Here is a 15,455-nt window from a genome sequence, read left to right as displayed (position 1 = left end):
GCGCACGAGCCTGGGCCTCGGCTACGGCAGCGTTGCGCGCACCCGCAGCCCTGATCGGATAGCTGCCGCCCTCCGCTTGGGCTCGTGCCGCTGCACGTAGATCGTGCAGAGCGTCCCGCGCAGCCGTGACGTCATCCAAGTCGGTGCCAGCTGGCCCCTGCCCGTTCTCGATAGCACGCAAGACGCCATTCGCCCGTTCGACGCCTGCGGCTTTGGCAGCTCGCAGGAGGACAGCGTCAACCCCCTCACGCACACGCTTGGCCAGCTCCGCCACGTGCACGGGACCTTCCAGCTCAACTACTGAGTATGCGAACTGAACGGCGCGACTCGCAGCCATACAGGCATTCTTCAGCCCGTCGAAGTCCTCATGCGGCTCGACCCTACTAACCAGGTCAGCAGCAGCCGTGGTGGCCTCATGCACCGTCGACGCGAATGCCGCCCACGCCTCCCGCCGCAGGGTATGACGCCACTGTCGATACTCGGCGCGAGCTTGGTCACGGGTAGCGTCAAGGGCAGCGCGGTAGGTGGCTTCTGCTTGTGCGATTCCCGCGTCGGCAGCAGCTCGGGCCTGCGCTTGACCTGCTTCAGCTCCAACCTCGGCTGCCCGTACAGCAGCTTTGGTCTGAGCGCGCCCGACCAGGACAGCAGCGGGTATACCGATGAACGCGACGAGAGCAGACGCGACAGCACCTAAGCCTTGAAGATCCATGAACGCTGATGATGCCCGGAGCTGGAGCCTCGGGGAACAGTGCCTGCCAAGCTGCGTGCCTTGATATGCGCCCGCGTGCTCCCGCAGGTCCTGTTCGCGCCTTCCCTGCCGGCAGGGGCCAGGCCACGGTGCCTAGAAGCTCATGTAGCGCGAGACGAGACCTGGGGGTAGCAGCGTGGCGAAGTGTGGTGCGCCGACCAAGACGGGAGGATCTTGTCAGCGGAAGGTGGTGACGGGGACCTCGCGGTGCCCAATCCACCAGGGCCCTTGGTCCGCGTACGGTGTGGCCCAGCGCAAGGAGAAGGAAGCCAAGGAGAAGAAGCGCAAGATTCGCAGGAAGCGCTAGCAGCTGACATCCACGTGTGACATCAACAGCACCGGACGCGGGCGCCCATGGACGGCCCGGCACGCCCGACCCGACCGCCCGCGGCCACCGTCTGGCCGCACTCGGATCGAACTCCTAAAGCGGGTGTCGCAGGTTCGAATCCTGCCGGGGGCACAGACGTAAGGGCCAGCTCAGGAGGGTTTTCCTCCCAGGCTGGCCCTTGGCCGTTTCAGGGGCAGTGCCACACACGTGCCACTACGTCCGCCTCTCCGCCCTAGCGACCGCGGAGTGCAGGAACTCCTGGACGATCGCGTTGAAGGCGTCCGGCCGCTCCATGTTGGGGTAGTGCGCGGTGCCTTCCACCGCCGTGGTCCGGCCGTGGGGCACGGTGCGGACCAGGCGCTCGGCCATCCGGATGTGGTCGACGGAGTCGATGCCGCCGTTGACGGCCAGCACGGGTACTTCGATCTCCGCTGCCCGGTTCCAGGTGTCAACGAGGCGGACCCAGTAGTCGGGTTCGCCGCCGCTGTGCTTGGCGATCGTCGTCCGGGCCATCTCCCTTACGCGCCGGTCGACTTCGGGGTCGACATCCTCGGCGGTGCGCTGCGGGCCGTATGTGAACCGGGCGAACGCGTCCACGAAGGCGTCGAGGTCGCCCGCGCCGAGTGCCTTCCAGTACGCGGCGTTGGCGGCCCGCGTCCACGGGTCGCGGAAGTCGGGCTCGCTGGTACCAACGCCGCTGACGACGAGAGCGCGGACGAGATGGGGATGCTCGAGAGCGGTGTCCACGGCGATCGCTCCGCCCATCGACAGCCCGACCAGGGTCGCTGGGCCGGTGCCAAGGTGGTGCAGCAGCGCGGCGACGTCGTCGGTGTGGCGGAACGGGCGCGTCGCGTTCGCGGACGCGCCGTGGCCGCGCGCGTCCGGAGCGATCACCCGGTGGGTCCGCGCGAACACCGGGATCTGGGCGTCCCACATCCGATGGTCGAGGAAGCCGCCGTGCAGCAGTACCAGCGGCGCCCCCGAGCCCTCGTCGCGATATGCCAGCCGGCCGTCGCCCGTCTCGAAGGTCTTGAGTGTTTTCGCGCTGTCCATCATGACAACCAAAGTGTCAACTTTTCTCGCACTTGACAACCGAGGTGTCATAATCGCCGACGTGACCGATGAGAACGCGCCACTCGCCCCGGATGCCCTCGCGCCCCGTCTCATGGAGGTGTTCGCCCTGGTGGGTCCGCTGTACCGGCGGGTGCAGCGCAAAGTCGAACAGGCGGAGGCGGTCGAGGGCGTCTCCGTCGGCGTCCGCGCCGTTCTCGCCCTGCTGTGCGACGACGGGCCCATGACCGTCCCGCAAATGGGGCGTAATCAGGCGCTCAGCAGGCAGTTCGTCCAGCGCATGGCCAACGAGGCGGCGGCCCGTGGACTGGTCGAAAGCATCCCGAACCCCGCCCACAAGCGCTCCCCCCTCTTCCGGCTCACCCGCGCGGGGCAGGCGGTGATCGACGCCGTCACCGCCCGCGAGTACGCCCTGCTGCGGCAGGTGAGCGGCGACCTGACCGAGGCCGACGTGCGGGCGTGCACGCGGGTGCTGACCCGGATGCTCGACCTCTTCGACGACGTGGACGTGGACTAGGCGGCCCGCCTCCACATGGGCGGGAAGCCAGGCAACAGGTCACCCTCCGCGAACTTACGCCGAGTACCGGATACTCTGCAGGGTCCCGCCGGACCCATCATCAAGCAGCCAGAACGACCAGCCATTGCGGTTCGGGTTCACGTCCGGCTTGGGGGCGCCGTTCCCGCCCGCGGGTCCGTAGGGGCGTGCGCGGGGAGCTCCCATCCCGTCCGCCATCGCCCCAGGCAGAGCCGAGCAGACGCGGCCCATGGCGTCCAGGTCGTTCGTACAGTGGCGCGCTCCACCTGGACGCCATGAACCACGCCCGCTCCACGGTGTGTGGGTCGACGGCGGACGGGATGGGAGCTGGGGAGAGTGGTGGGTAAAGACAGCGGGCAGGTGCGGCTCGAAGAGGCAGCAGCGGCGTAAAGCGGAAGCAGAGCACAGACGAGTTCAGGTGCGCATGTGTTCACCCGCAGCGAGTAGGAAGTCACTGAGCGCGTGCTTGGCTCGCTCAACGCTGTTCTCCAGGCTGGGCCCGTCCGTCGCCTCGGCCATCAATCTGGTGGCCTCAAGTGCTCCTTCTGCGAGCGGGACAAGACCTGGGTCATCGGTGACAAGCTGAACCCGGAAGAGAGCCTGCTGCGCAATCATGCGACGGTGGTACGACTCCGTCTTCGCGCTGACAAGCTCCGGGCTGTTTTGATCTTCTAGCCTTCGATGGAACGGGTCGTACTGCGCACGGCGGTAGGCGACGACGGCCTCGGCAAAGCCGCTGTAGGCGGTCAGTCGTTCTTCTCGGGTCAGCCGTCTCCAAGTGAAGGCTTCGGCGCGGTCCGCCGTCCTTCGTTGGAAAAGGAAGGTGACGAACGATCCAAGTAAGGTACCTGCCACGGCCACGAGGCTTGTCAGAGCGCCACCCATCCGGCCAGTGCAGCACAGATGGGTTGCCGTTCACCAGGCATTGGCACCACCCGGAAGAGTCATTGGCCACGAGCCGCTGAGTCCATAGCCGCCGCAGATATGGTAGCTATAGCCGACCTGGCCGGCTGTCAAGCCGCCAGCTGATGTCTGACACCAACTGCTGACACCAACAGGGACGAACCAGGCCGGACGAGAGCGGCCCCCAGCGGTCGTCACCCCCTTGCCGAGCTAAAGCCTCTCCGAGCTCCCGGACGGCCGTGATCGACCTGACGAGGATGAGGCCAGTTCGTCGCGCGGTGCACCGGATGCCACGCGCGGTACGTGGAGCCGTGGGTCATCGACACCACTGACGCGATGCCTTACGCATGGGCACATAAGACCAACTGAGGCCCGTCCCTGCACAGTGACATCCAGGCCGCAGCCATCCAGACTCGGTGCATGAGGAAGGACGGAACGTGGTCCCTGATTGACGCATGGGAATGGATGGAGGAATCAGCTCAGGTTGCTGATGCCTCGGTGCGCGATACGGACTCCTGGGTACCGGCCGTCGAGGAGGAGCTGGTCGCGGCTGCGCGGGTAAGTGAGTTGAGTCAGTGGCATCCGTTCATGAACCACAACCACCTTCGCTTCTCTGACGGTGAACCGCCCTGGATGCCCGGTGGGCGGGATGACGTGAAGAGCCTGCCGGGGAGCATCTCCTTCGACACGCGGGCCGGGTGGCACACCTGTCTTCCGGGTGTGGAACGGGGTCATGTTCGGGACTCCGAACCCTGAGCTCGTGTTGACCACCCCGAATGCCGAGGCCGCCGTCGTGGCGCTGGCCGGAGTGTTCTTGGCTGATGACCCACACCCCAGCCTCAGCGAGTGACTAACTGAGAGACAACGCCGACGGACAGTGGCAGACAAGCACGGACGCCTGCGGGCTGGGCGGAAAGGCGGACGAATCGGATGCGAGCGGCAGCCTCACCTGTCAAGGCCGCGCATGGCGGCGGGGCCGCACAAGGCGCAGTAATGCCGATAGGAAGCCATGCGGCACGGATGAAAGCCTGGCATACTTGAAGTATGGCCACTAGGAAGATCACCATCACCGTGCCGGAAGAGCTGGTGGAGTCGATCAAGGAGCGCGTCGATGCGCGCGGAGTGTCCGGTTACATCGCGGCCGCCGCTGCTCATCAGGACGCCATGGACCGGCTGCGCGAGTTGGCCGAACGCCTCGAAGAAGAGCACGGTGCCGTGACGGACGACGAGCAGCAAGCAGCGCTGGACCGCATCGCCGCCATCGATGGCTGGCATGACGAGCAGCAGCCGAGTTCGAACGAGGCTGCGTGAACCGCCCTGCCCGAGCGAAGACGCACCGGCCGCGGCAGCGCGTCTTCGTGTTCGACTCCGAGGCTCTCTCGAAGGCGGTTCAGGGAGATCGGGAGATGGCCGCGCTCATCAAGACGGCTCCGCGACTCGACATCCCGATCATCACCTCGGCGCTCACGACCCTGGAGGCATGGGACCCTCGCGAAGCATCGAGGCAGGCGTTGTGGAACTGGACGCTGTCCCGGATCCGCATCGTGCACACGGACGACCAGGTGATCGCCATGGCGCGCGACATGCTGAAAGCAGCCGGCCTGCATGGGCACAAGTACGCCATCGACGCCGTCCTGGCGGCCGTGGCCGGACGAGAAGCCGTGCAGGGAGCCCAGGCAACCGTCTTCACCTCCGACACGGACGACATGAATCAACTCCTCGCGGGCCACACCGTGCGAGTCGAGAAGGTCTGAGAAGACGCCGCCCGCAGCATCCACCGGCACGTATTCAGCACGCACGGGGGCGGGAAGCACCGTGAAGACGTGAGATCTGTGGAGGAGTGTGTCCCCAGGCCAGACGCACCGCAACGACATTTCCGCGGGTCACAGCCCTGCCCAGGGAAAACTCCTAAAGCGGGTGTCGCAGGTTCGAATCCTGCCGGGGGCACAGACAGAAGGGCCAGCTCAGGAGGGGTTTCCTCCCGGGCTGGCCCTTGGCCGTTTCAGGCGCCGTGCCACACGCGTGCCGCTACGGGCCCGCCGGGTCCTTCTCGGAGGGCTCGGGGGCCGCTCCCCCGCCGCCCCGGATCATGGCCCCAAGCCGCTCGGCGACGGCCCGGTCCCGGTCGCTGGTCATGTGCTGGTAGATCAGCGCGGCTCGGGAGCTGCTGTGGCCCATGCGCGTCATCAACTCCCGGGTGCTGGCTCCCGCCGTCGAGGCGAGCGTGTTGCCCGTGTGCCGAAGGTCGTGGAAGTGCAGCTCGGCTGAGACGCCCGCAGCCTTCCGGGTCCTCACCCAGTCGCCTCTCCACCGCAGTTGCCCTCCTCTGCGGACCGACGAAGGCGGGTGTCGCGGTCGGCAGCGGCGAAGTGCTCCGGATGGTGCGTGACCGCGTCGAGGAGTGTCTGGACCACGTCAGGTCAGGAGGTATGCCTTCAGGATCGTCACCGCGTAGGTGTTGCCGGTGGTGTCGGTCAGGGTGGATTTGAGGGAGACCGAGCGGGCGTTTTCCGGGTGGGTCAGGGTGAGGGCCCTTTTGCCGTGGGCGGTGGTCACCGGGGCGGGGGACCAGGTCTTGCCGGCGTCGTAGGAGACCCTCACCGTCAGGGATTTCAGGTCGGTGGCCGCCGGGCCCTGGAGGGAGAGGGGGATCGTGGTGCGGCGGCCCGCGGGGGCCGTGCCGGTCGGGGTCAGCTTCGGGTGGAAGCGGACCGTGGAGAGGGGCAGGGAGCCGGAGTCGGACGGGCTGGACGTGAAGGTCCAGGCCGCTGCCAGGCGGCTCGTGGTCGCGGCCACGCCTGGCGGGCGGGTCATGTTCGTCCGGATCGTGTAGCGGGCCGGGACGGACGGGAGCTTCTCCACGGTCTGGCAGAGGTCGCCGTCGTTGTCGAGCAGGGTGCTGCCGTCCGCGGTGACCGTGGTGTGGCGTTTCGCTGTGGAGGACGCGGGGTGTCCGGTCCCGTCGGCGAGGTCGGGGACGCACAGGTCGAGGGTGTCGCCGTCGCGCCGTGCGCCGTACGGGCCGCCGGTGATCGGGCTGAAGACACCGACGTTGTACGTGGCCGTATAGGTCCGGCCCGCCTGGTACGACTTCGCGCTCTCCGTGCCGTAGAAGACGTCATCGTCGTCTCCGGAGGCGTTTCGCTGGCCCAGGTTGGCCGTCCACTTGAAGCCCTTGGGCGTGGTGACGTAGATCTTCGCGGTCGTCGGCAGCGGGAAGGGGTCGCTCACCGTGCCCAGCGACAGGGTGGGGCCGCTCCACAGGACGTTGACGATGCCCTTGCGGTGTGCGACGGACGAGCCGAAGGTCCGCTTCAGCAGGGCCAGTTCGTTCATGCGCGTGGTGTGCCGATAGCCGGTGGGGAAGCGGTCGGGCAGGTTGTGGAGCAGGTGGTAGGTGGTGCTGCCCTTCTGCCACAGGCCGCCGAGCTGCGTGCTGAGCCTCCCGGCCGGGGAGGCCGGGCCCAGGGTCGCGGTGCGCAGGTTCTTGAACGCCCCCAGGAACAGGGTGGTGTTGTGCGGCTCGCTCCCGGTGTCTCCGGTGCCCACGGCGAGGTTGAGCTGGCCGTCGGACATCTTCGCGCCCTGCGGCGCGGTGATCCGGACCGGCTTCGCCTTGCGCGCGTCGAAGACGACCGTGGTGTCCCCGGTCAGCGAGAGCCGCGGCCGGACCAGCGCGGAAGTGCCCCTGGCGTCGTCCATCACGGTGTCCACGACGTAGTCGCCGCGCGGGACCCGCACCCGGTACACGCCCTTGGAGATCTGCTCGGAGTCCTCGAGGTTCGTGGTCCAGTACGTGCCCGAGTACCCGAGGATCTCGGTCAGCGGAGCGCTCACGGGCTTGCCGCCGCGGTCGAGGAACTTCAGGGTGAGGTCATGTGCCTCGGCCTCGCGTACGACGCCGAAGGCGGTCCGTGCGGCAGCGGGGTCGGCGCCGTTCCGCGCGGTGGCGACCAGCGTGCCCGAGTAGGCGCCGTCCGCCGCCTCGACGCGGGTGTCCGCGGTGAGATCGACGCCGGCGGTGCCGCCCGCCGGGACGGTGAGCTGTGTGGTGCTCAGCGTGAACATGCCTTCGGGGGCCGTGCTGCCTCCGGGGCCGGTCGCGGTGGCCGTCAGGGCCAGGGTGACGGGGTGGTCGCCGTCGTTGCGGTAGGTGAGGTGCTGGGTGACCGGCCGGTCGTCGGTGTGGGGCCACAGCTGCTTGCCGAAGGACACGGAGGTCTGTTCGCTCGCCACCGCCCCCTGCAGTGCCCGGGACACGTCGAGCCGGCCCGTCCCCTGCTGGTAGCCGGTCGCGCCGGTGGTCGGGGTGGTGGACGCGGTGAGCGCCTGCTTGATCCGTGCGCCGGTCCAGTCGGGGTGCCGCTGGGCGAGGATCGCGGCCGCCCCCGCGGCATGCGGCGTCGCCATCGACGTACCGGACATGGAGACATAGCCGTCGGCAGCCGGGTCGCCCATGTGGCCGTGCGCCGCCCTCGCCGAGACGATGTCCACGCCCGGCGCCGTGAGGTCCGGTTTCAGCGCGCTGTCGGCGGTCGGGCCGGTGCTGGAGAAGTCGGCGAGCCGGTCCTCGCCGTCGACGGCGCCCACGGTGAGCGCCGACTCCGCGGCCCCCGGGGAGTCGACGGTTCCCGCGTCGGGACCCTCGTTGCCGGCCGCGGCGACGGTGAGCATGCCGGAGCTCTTCGAGAGGGCGTTCACCGCCGCCTCGACCGGGTCCTCCCCCGGGGTGTCGGCCTGGCCCAGGCTGAGGTTGGCCACCCTGGCGCCCTGCCCGGCGGCCCACTCCAGGCCGGCGATGACGCTGGAGTCGCTGCCCTCGCCGCTGTCGTCCAGCACCTTGGCGTTGAGGATCCCGGCACCGGGCGCGACGCCCTTGTACCGGCCGCCGGACCGTGCGCCGGAGCCCGCGAGCGTCGCGGCCACATGGGTGCCGTGGCCGGCCATGTCGTCGGTGCTGCCGGTGCCGGTGAAGTTCTTCGACGCCTTCACCGCCGACGCGAGGTCCGGGTGTGTGGTGTCGACGCCGGTGTCCAGGACGGCGACCTTGACGCCCTTGCCGTCGTATCCGGCCGCCCAGGCGGCCGGGGCGCCGATCTGCGCGACGCCGCCGCCCGCCTCCCCGGCCTTCGCGCCGTCTTCGTCCGCCGGCGCCCTGAACCGGCCGTCCAGCCAGACCCGCGCGACTCCCTTCCCCTCGGTGAGGGCCTGCCACATGTCGTCGGCCCCGGCCTTGGGCACGGTGATCGCGGCGCCCGCCACGCTGGGCAGTTCCCGGCGCACGGTGGCGTCCGCGTCCGCGACCAGTGACTTCTGGGTGCTCCGACGCTGGGCGGACTTGCCCTCGTACGACACGATCAGCGGGAGCGTGCCGCGCCGGGTGTCGTCGTAGCCGGCGCGTATCAGGCCGCTGACGTCGAACAGCCGCATGTCCAGGACGCCTTGGCCGATCAGGGCGGCGGCGTCGGCGGGGACGACGTACTGATCGCCCCCGACGCCGCGCACGGACACCGGGACGTGCTCACGGCCCGGTGCCCGGCGTACGCCCGTGACCCGGCCCCGGGCGTCCAGCCGGACCCGGTCGCCGGTGAGGAGGGTGACGTACCGGCCGGCCGCGGAGGCGGAGCCGGCGGTCCGCGCGCCGGAGGCGGGGCTGCCGGGCGCCGCGACGGTGGCGGTGTCCTGCGTCCGTACGCCGAGGCCGGAGCCCGTGGCGGCCACCGAGACGCCCGTCATCAGCCCCGCCACCAGCAGGGCGGCCAGCGCGGCGCTTGCGGTTCTGTCGCGCATTCAGCTCACCTGCCCGGGAACCTGCTTGGCGGCGTCGACGACCGCGCGCTCGGTGATCGCGCTGGTGTGCGTGACGGTACCGACCTTGAGGGGATTGCCCGCCGTGGCCTTGACCACCACGATGCGCTCGCCGAGGAACCGCAGCGTCTTCTTGTCGAAGATCCACTCGGTGCGCTCGCCGTCGGTGTCGTTCTCCCGCGCGATCGCGACTCCGTGCCGGCCCGTGGCGTCGACCGCGTCATCCACCGAGACGACTCCGGGGATCTTGGCCGCGGCCTTGTAGAGGGCGGCGCCGACCTCGGCGGGCGGGTAGCTCTCGAACAGCAGATCGCCGATCGCGACGAAGGCGGCCTGGTCGCGCGGGACTTCGGGGTCCCGGACGGCGTCCGAGGCACGGTAGATCCGCTGCAGCAGCGCGTCGGGGTCGGTCGGCAGTCCGGCCAGGGCGTTGTAGGCGCCGCTGAACGGGGTGTCGCTCTTCAGGGTGATGCCCTTGTCGCTGGTCTCGCCGGCCTCGATCAGCCAGCCGTCCCTGCCGTCGAGGGAGTTCCAGACCTGGCGGGAGTGCAGCTCGTTGCTGACCGCCTCGCTCTTGTCGCCGTCGGTCTTGATGTAGGTGTCGGCCACCTTCGAGGCGATGTAGATGTACTGGCCCTTGCGCGGGGTGGGCGCGGCGGTGTCGGCGGCGGCCAGGGAGATGCGTTCGAGGAGCTGGGGGGCGCCCTTGGCGTCGGCGGTGCCGATCCTGGTGGTCAGTGCGGGGCCGGTGGCCAGCGCGGTCTTGCCGCCGTGGGTCCCGCCGCCGGTGAGGGCGAGGGCGCCCGCGACCGCGCCGGCCAGGGCGAAGGCCGCGGCGGGCAGGAGGATCGTACGGCGCAGGAACGGGTTGGAGCGCTTCACGGGCGCGACCGGAGAGGTGGCGGACGTGCGGGAGGAGGTACGGAGGTCTTCGTGGATCCGGGCCATCATCTGCTCCTTGTGGAACTGGTGGCGGCCCGCCGGCAGATCCCGCTCGGCGGAGGGCAGCAGACTCTGCGTCTCCGTCCACTCAGCCGGGTGGGGCCGGTGGGAGGGGCTGGCGTTCATCGGTTTCCTTCCTGTGCGGACCGGACCGCGTATCCGCGATCACCTGTTATCTGCCGGTTCGTGCGGGTGGGTTCCCGTTTTTCTCCGAGCAGTTGCGCATCGGCGAGCTTGCGCAGCTTGGCGCGGGCGCGGGAGAGGCGGGAGCGGACGGTGCCGACCGCGATACCGAGGGCACGGGCCGCCTCGGCGTACTCCATCCCCTCCCACAGGCACAGCGTCAGGACCTCACGCTCGGGGCGCTTGAGCAGGCTGAGGGCGGCGAGCGTGGCGTTGATACGGCGCCGGTCGTCCAGGCGTCCGGCGGTCTCCTCGGCGTGGTCCTCGACCCGTTCCTCGGCGGCGTGCGCGGCGGCCGCGGCGCTCGCCGCGTTGCGGTAGCGGCGGTTGCTGCGGTGGTGGGAGCGGGCGACGTTGGTGGCGATGCCCAGCAGCCACGGCCGCAGCGAGCCACCTTCGGCGTCGACCGAGGCCCGGCGCCGCCACGCCTCCATGAAGGTCGTCGACATCACGTCCTCGGCCAGCGACCAGTCGGCGGTCAGCCGGAAGGCGTGGTTGTACACCGCGCGGGCGCACTCGTCGAAGAGTTCCGCGAAGGCGTCCGGATCTCCGTTTCGCACCCGGGTTCGCATATCTGTGGTCACGTCTTGAACTGACGTCCGGTGCGGGCGAGTTCCGGTGAGACACGTCACAGCCGTCGCACAGGTCACCGGGGCGCTGACCGCACGAGACTCGGTGGACATGGCAGCCGCTCAGCCGCGCACCGCTCAGGCTGCGGGGCCCGAGAGCAAGGCGCTCGATCTGATGCGGGACCCGGTCCTCGGGTGCGCAGGCTGGTCGAGAAGCCGTTGGAGATGTCGAGGCCGTGACCATGGGCCTGCTGGACTGCGATCTTGCCGAAGCTCAACGAGCCTTCTTCAACGCCCCATGCCACGACGCCGAACGCCGCTTCCACAACCACGCCATGGATCTACTTGAAGAGGCCGCCGACACCGACGCCTGACAGCGCCACCCGGCCCAGCAGAGACCCTTGACTCGGTCATTGAGACTCCACCGCCCTCGTGTGAGGCCGCCTGGCGGGTCGTTGCGTTCCGTTCAGGCAGATGTGCGGGGTTGCGGATCTTATCGCCGGGCGTCGGTGGGTATGAGGGAATCAGGCCATTACCGGCGTGGTGGACTGTGGTTGCCCTACGGTGTGGCCGGCGTGAAGACCAGTTGCAGGGGCGCTCGCTTGCTGCGGGAGTGCCCCGTTCGGGGGTGCGGTGTGACGGGTGTCGGGCGGTTCGACGTATTCGTGTCTTACGCGCATAAGGACGAGCGGTGGGCCAGAGCGCTGGCGGAGAACCTGCACCGGCTGGGTCTTGATGTGTGGCTGGATCAGTGGGAGGTCGCCGGGGGCGACCTGGTGGCGTCCCGCTTGCAGGACGGACTGGCGAAGGCCGGTGCGGTGGTGGCGGTCGTCAGCCGGCACTGGATGGATTCGGGCTGGTGCGGTGAGGAGTTCGCGGCTGCCGTGACGGCCGCGGTGGAGCGGGGACAGCGTTTGATCCCGGTCCTGCTGGGTGAGGTGGCTCTGCCGCCGTTCCTCGCCTCACGGCTGCACGTCGACTTCCGCCATGTGGCCTCCCCGCACCAGTACGAGGACCTCGTCGGGCGGGTGGAGCGGGCAGTGCGGGGACTGCCGTCGGGGCGGCGTCCGGAGCGGGGCGGGTCGTTGGTGATTCCACCCACGGCCTACTGTCCAGAGGGGCCCGTAGCGGGGGAGTTACGGATAGGCGCGGAATCGGTGGTGTTCTCCACCGTGGACCGTGAGGTGTCCTGTGTGCCGCTGGCTGTTGACCGTGATCTCGAGCAGAAGCTGTGGGGGCTGCAACGGGTCCGCGCGCAGGCGACGGGCGGAATGATCCTGCGGCGGCCGCCGCTGCTGGAGGAGGCGGCCGCTCCCGCAGGGCCGGCGGGGGCACTGGCCGCTGTGGGTGAGGCGCTGGGAAAGCGGTTCGTGCACGGTGAGGCGGCGAGCGAACTGGTCAGGCAGGCGGGGCTGGCCCGGGCGCGGAACGCGTCGTTGCGGATCGGGCTGGCGGTGGATGATCCCAGGTGGGTGGATCTGCCGTGGGAGAGTCTGACCGTTCCCGGTGCGGCGGGTCCGCTGGTGCTGTCGGAGCAGGTGGAGCTGTACCGCACCGTGCGGCGGGACGGCGAACCGGTGGCGGTACAGGTGCCGGGGCCGTTGCGGATCCTGGCGGTGGTTGCCAGCCCCGAATTCGGCGGAGGCGAACTCCTCGACTACGAGCAGGAACTGGGGCGGATCCTGGACGCGGTCGACCCGGCACGCTCCGGGCACGGCGCGTATGTCCGGGTGCTGAACTGGGGCAGCCTGGCCGAGATCCGTGCGGCCCTGGAGCAGGAGCGTTTCCACATCCTGCACCTGTCCTGCCACGCCGCCCCCGGGGTGCTGATCCTCGAAGACGAGCAGGGCCACGCCGACGAGGTCGACGCGCAGCGATTCATGGGGGTGCTGCCCGCCGACCGGGGGGTCCCGCTGGTGGTACTGGCCGGCTGCTCCACCGCCCGCGACGGTGCGCCCCATGACGCGCAGGCATCATCAGAGCGGCCGCCGACCGGGGACGAGGGGGACCCGGATACGGGCGGCACGGGCCCCGGCGACACGACTGATGCCGGTGCGGAGGGGAGGAACCGGGCGGGGCTGGCGCGCGCGTTGCTGGAGCGCGGGGTGCCGGCGGTGCTGGCGATGACCGAGGCCGTCACCGACCGCTACGCCACCGACCTGGCCGCGGACATGTACCAGAGGCTGGCGCGGGCCGAGCATCCCAACCCGCTGACCGCGCTGTCGGATGCCCGCCGCACCTTGGAACAGCGGCGCCGCAAGCTACTGGAGGAGCGGAATCCGCGCGCTGGGTGGCCGGAGTGGGCCACCCCGGCACTGTTCCTGGCCGGTCCCCCATTGCCCCTGGTCGAGCGCACCCACGGCGACGACCGGGTGCGGGTCGTGCCGGAGGCGGTGCTGGAGGAGGGCATGGTGGTGCGCAAGGTCGGCGAGTTCGTCGGCCGCCGCGCCGAGCTGCGCCGGCTGCTGGCCGCCCTGCGGGACCCTCAGCGGGCCGGGGTGCTGGTGCACGGGATCGGCGGGGTCGGCAAGTCCACCCTGGCCGCCGAGCTGCTGCACCACCACGGCACGGCGGGCATCCTGGTCGTGCCGGTCGCGGCTGCTACGAACCGCACCGTCGACGCCGTCCTGGAAACTTTGCGGCAGTGTCTGAACGCCCACTGTCTGGACAAGGATCTGGCGGAGAAGGACCCCCTGCGGCGGGTCGCCGTGGCCCTGGCGGACGCCAGTTCTCCCTGGCGGGACCGGTGGGAGCTGGTTCGTCGGATCGTGTTGCCCAGCCTGCCGGCCCTGATGATCGTGGACAATGCCGAGGATCTCCTGACCCCCGGGCCGTCGGGCGAGGGATGGGAGCTCGCCGACGGGGACCTCGCGGAACTACTGGCCGCATGGGTGGCGGTCGGCCCGCGCACCCGGCTGCTGGTCACCAGCCGCCACCCCTTCCACCTCCCCCGACGCACACACAAGCGGCTCACCGCTCACCACCTGGGGCCGCTGTCATTGGCGGAGACCCGCAAACTCATCTGGCGCCTGCCCGGCCTCGACGCCCTCACCCCCACCGAGCAGCGGCGCGCCTACGCCGATGTCGGAGGCCACCCGAGAGCGCTGGAATACCTCGACGCCCTACTGCGCGGCGGCCAGGCACGCTTCCCCGACATCGCCGACCGCATGGAGGCCGCTCTGGAGGCCCGCGGCGTCGCCGATCCGGAACGCTGGATGACAGGTGTCCAGGGTGATCTGGACACGGCGTTGGCCGAGACCGTCACCCTCGCGGTCGACGACGTCCTCCTCGACACCCTGCTCGACCAGCTGGGCGGCGTGCCAGGAGCGCGGCAACTGCTGGACGGGATGGCTGTCTACCGCACTCCGGTGGATGTCACCGGGGCCGCCTGGCAACTGTCGGATCTCACCGCACCCCCCGAACCCGACCCCGCCTTCCACCGGCGCCTGCGAACGGTGAGCGCCCGGATCGCAGAAGCCCACGCGGCCGGAGCAGGGTTGAACGAGGGTGAGGGCCTGCCGCCCGAGACAATCATCGAATACCAGGCCGTCCTGGAGGAGTTGCGGCGGCCACCGGTCGTCTTGGACGCCCAGGCGGAGAGGGCGTTGCAGCGGCTTCTGGACTTCGGGTTGATCTCACCGGCCTCCGCGGCCCAGGACGAGCCGGGCAGCTCACCCAGCGCTCTGACCGTGCATCACTGGACCGCTGATGCCCTCCGCAGGCGCGTCCACCCCGACACCCTTACCGCGGCCCACCAGCGGGCCGCCGCCTACTGGCAGTGGCGCTTCATCGTCCGGCTCCAGCCACGCACCGCCGACATCACCCAGCTCATCGAGGCACGCCATCACTACCACCAGGCCGGCGATCTCGACCAAGCGGACGCCGTCACACAGCACGTGTGCCTGCAGCTGCACACCTGGGGAGCCTGGGACTGGGAACAGCACCTGATCGAAGAGACTCTTACCTGGTTCCCGGTCCGCTCCCGCCCCGCCGGCGCCTACACCCACCAGCTCGGCATCATCGCCCAGCTGCGGGGGGACTACCAGCAGGCCGAGGAACGCTACCGCGCCTGCCTCACCATGGCCGAGGAGCTCGGCGACCGCTCCGGCATCGCCTCCAGCTACCACCAGCTCGGCATGATCGCCCAGGAGCGGGGGGACTACCAGCAGGCCGAGGAACGCTACCGCGCCTGCCTCACCATCAAGGAGGAGCTCGGCGACCGCTCCGGCATCGCCTCCAGCTACCACCAGCTCGGCATCATCGCCCAGCTGCGGGGGGACTACCAGCAGGCCGAGGAACGCTACCGCGCCTCCCTCACCACCAAGGAGGAGCTCGGCGACCGCGCCGGCATCGCTACCTGCTACCACC

Annotated in this window: 12 protein-coding genes; 6 read left to right on the top strand and 6 right to left on the bottom strand. The window is 69.8% G+C overall.

All coding sequences use genetic code 11. The features are described from left to right. Nucleotides 1-1,289: 1,289 nt before the first annotated feature. Nucleotides 1,290-2,129: an alpha/beta fold hydrolase gene (locus ACFYZQ_RS23045; protein WP_389151351.1), complete on the bottom strand. Its 840-nt coding sequence runs from the start codon at nt 2,127-2,129 to the stop codon at nt 1,290-1,292. Nucleotides 2,130-2,241: 112 nt separating this feature from the next. Here ACFYZQ_RS23045 and ACFYZQ_RS23040 point away from each other — a divergent pair, with 112 nt between their 5' ends. Next, a complete protein-coding gene (locus ACFYZQ_RS23040; protein WP_389151348.1) occupies nt 2,242-2,664 on the top strand; it encodes a MarR family winged helix-turn-helix transcriptional regulator in 423 nt (140 codons plus the stop codon). A 432-nt stretch (nt 2,665-3,096) separates the two neighbouring features. On the opposite strand, the gene ACFYZQ_RS23035 is transcribed toward ACFYZQ_RS23040, so the two are convergent. After that, nucleotides 3,097-3,537 carry a hypothetical protein gene (locus ACFYZQ_RS23035; RefSeq protein ID WP_389150692.1) on the bottom strand — a complete coding sequence of 147 codons (441 nt, stop codon included), beginning with the start codon at nt 3,535-3,537 and terminating at the stop codon, nt 3,097-3,099. Between the two features lie 468 nt (nt 3,538-4,005). On the opposite strand from ACFYZQ_RS23035, the gene ACFYZQ_RS23030 reads away from it, so the two are divergent. The 3 genes from ACFYZQ_RS23030 (at nt 4,006) to ACFYZQ_RS23020 (ending at nt 5,339) form a co-directional block, all read left to right on the top strand. Then, a complete protein-coding gene (locus ACFYZQ_RS23030; RefSeq protein WP_389150689.1) occupies nt 4,006-4,341 on the top strand; it encodes a hypothetical protein in 336 nt (111 codons plus the stop codon). Between the two features lie 288 nt (nt 4,342-4,629). Next, nucleotides 4,630-4,896, top strand: coding sequence for a hypothetical protein (locus tag ACFYZQ_RS23025; protein ID WP_389150686.1), 267 nt, complete (start codon nt 4,630-4,632; stop codon nt 4,894-4,896). Nucleotides 4,897-4,991: 95 nt separating this feature from the next. Further along, nucleotides 4,992-5,339: a hypothetical protein gene (locus ACFYZQ_RS23020; RefSeq protein WP_389150684.1), complete on the top strand. Its 348-nt coding sequence runs from the start codon at nt 4,992-4,994 to the stop codon at nt 5,337-5,339. 274 nt (nt 5,340-5,613) lie between these two features. On the opposite strand, the gene ACFYZQ_RS23015 is transcribed toward ACFYZQ_RS23020, so the two are convergent. The 4 genes from ACFYZQ_RS23015 to ACFYZQ_RS23000 form a co-directional block, all read right to left on the bottom strand. Continuing rightward, nucleotides 5,614-5,880, bottom strand: a complete 267-nt coding sequence (locus ACFYZQ_RS23015) for a tyrosine-type recombinase/integrase (protein ID WP_389150681.1) — start codon at nt 5,878-5,880, stop codon at nt 5,614-5,616. A 120-nt stretch (nt 5,881-6,000) separates the two neighbouring features. After that, nucleotides 6,001-9,375 (bottom strand): S8 family peptidase, encoded by a 3,375-nt coding sequence (locus ACFYZQ_RS23010; protein WP_389150678.1) that lies wholly within the window; start codon nt 9,373-9,375, stop codon nt 6,001-6,003. Then, the gene (locus ACFYZQ_RS23005) at nt 9,376-10,461 is read right to left on the bottom strand and encodes a CU044_5270 family protein (RefSeq protein WP_389150675.1); all 1,086 of its coding nucleotides are present in this window, start codon (nt 10,459-10,461) and stop codon (nt 9,376-9,378) included. After that, on the bottom strand, nt 10,458-11,102 hold the full coding sequence (locus ACFYZQ_RS23000) for an RNA polymerase sigma factor (RefSeq protein WP_389150672.1): 645 nt from the start codon (nt 11,100-11,102) through the stop codon (nt 10,458-10,460). Before ACFYZQ_RS23000 ends, ACFYZQ_RS23005 begins: the two co-directional genes overlap by 4 nt. 221 nt (nt 11,103-11,323) lie before the next feature. On the opposite strand from ACFYZQ_RS23000, the gene ACFYZQ_RS22995 reads away from it, so the two are divergent. Then, nucleotides 11,324-11,461 (top strand): hypothetical protein, encoded by a 138-nt coding sequence (locus tag ACFYZQ_RS22995; RefSeq protein WP_389150670.1) that lies wholly within the window; start codon nt 11,324-11,326, stop codon nt 11,459-11,461. Between the two features lie 261 nt (nt 11,462-11,722). Beyond that, the coding region (locus tag ACFYZQ_RS22990) for a TIR domain-containing protein (protein ID WP_389150667.1) at nt 11,723-15,455 on the top strand (3,733 nt) is incomplete at its 3' end.

This window comes from Streptomyces sp. NPDC001843 (assembly GCF_042891955.1).
Taxonomy (GTDB): Bacteria; Actinomycetota; Actinomycetes; order Streptomycetales; family Streptomycetaceae; genus Streptomyces.
Note: the sequence above shows the minus strand (reverse complement) of the source record. Positions and strands in the feature narration are given on the sequence as shown.

Excerpts from the sequence above, each read along its gene's own strand:
- ACFYZQ_RS23045 (WP_389151351.1), bottom strand. The coding sequence starts at position 2,129 with ATGGACAGCGCGAAAACACTCAAGACCTTCGAGACGGGCGACGGCCGG.
- ACFYZQ_RS23040 (WP_389151348.1), top strand. The coding sequence starts at position 2,242 with ATGGAGGTGTTCGCCCTGGTGGGTCCGCTGTACCGGCGGGTGCAGCGC.
- ACFYZQ_RS23030 (WP_389150689.1), top strand. The coding sequence starts at position 4,006 with ATGAGGAAGGACGGAACGTGGTCCCTGATTGACGCATGGGAATGGATG.
- ACFYZQ_RS23025 (WP_389150686.1), top strand. The coding sequence starts at position 4,630 with ATGGCCACTAGGAAGATCACCATCACCGTGCCGGAAGAGCTGGTGGAG.
- ACFYZQ_RS23020 (WP_389150684.1), top strand. The coding sequence starts at position 4,992 with ATGGCCGCGCTCATCAAGACGGCTCCGCGACTCGACATCCCGATCATC.
- ACFYZQ_RS23010 (WP_389150678.1), bottom strand. The coding sequence starts at position 9,375 with ATGCGCGACAGAACCGCAAGCGCCGCGCTGGCCGCCCTGCTGGTGGCG.
- ACFYZQ_RS23005 (WP_389150675.1), bottom strand. The coding sequence starts at position 10,461 with ATGAACGCCAGCCCCTCCCACCGGCCCCACCCGGCTGAGTGGACGGAG.